The organism is Parabacteroides sp. ZJ-118 (genome assembly GCF_011038785.1).
Classification (GTDB): domain Bacteria; phylum Bacteroidota; class Bacteroidia; order Bacteroidales; family Tannerellaceae; genus Parabacteroides.
Genome location: NZ_JAAKDT010000124.1, coordinates 1 through 545, shown reverse-complemented (window position 1 = coordinate 545; position 545 = coordinate 1). Strand labels below are relative to the sequence as shown.

Here is a 545-nt window from a genome sequence, read left to right as displayed (position 1 = left end):
ATGTTCCCCCTTTGAGATTTCCGGAGTTTACGGAGGAGTGGGAAATGGTATCACTCCAAGATATAGCTACTATAAATCCAAAATCAAACTCACTCCTGAATACTTTTATTTATATAGACTTGGAAGCCGTCGAAAAAGGTGAGTTAAGAAAAATACAAGAAATAATGCGAGAAGAAGCACCAAGTAGAGCACAACGTGTTATAGATAACAATGATATTTTGTTTCAATGTGTGCGCCCCTATCAGAAAAACAACTATATTCATAGGATTCTAAATACGAGTAATCAACAATGGGTTGCTTCTACTGGATATGCTCAAATTAGAACAACAGAATCGCCAAGCTATATTTATCATCTATTAAATACAGACGGATTCAATAGAAAAGTAATGATTCGTTGCACAGGCTCAAGTTACCCTGCTATTAATAGTGAGGACTTAGCAACAATTCGTTTTTATTATACGCCCGACAAAAAAGAGCAACTTAAAATATCTCGATTATTAGATTTGCTTGACAAACGCATTGCGACCCAAAACAAAATCATTGAG

Annotated in this window: 1 protein-coding gene; it reads left to right on the top strand. The window is 35.4% G+C overall.

The genetic code is table 11. The annotated features are described in order from the left end of the window. The coding region (locus G7Y39_RS13470; protein WP_241160074.1) for a restriction endonuclease subunit S at positions 1-545 on the top strand (545 nt) is incomplete at both ends.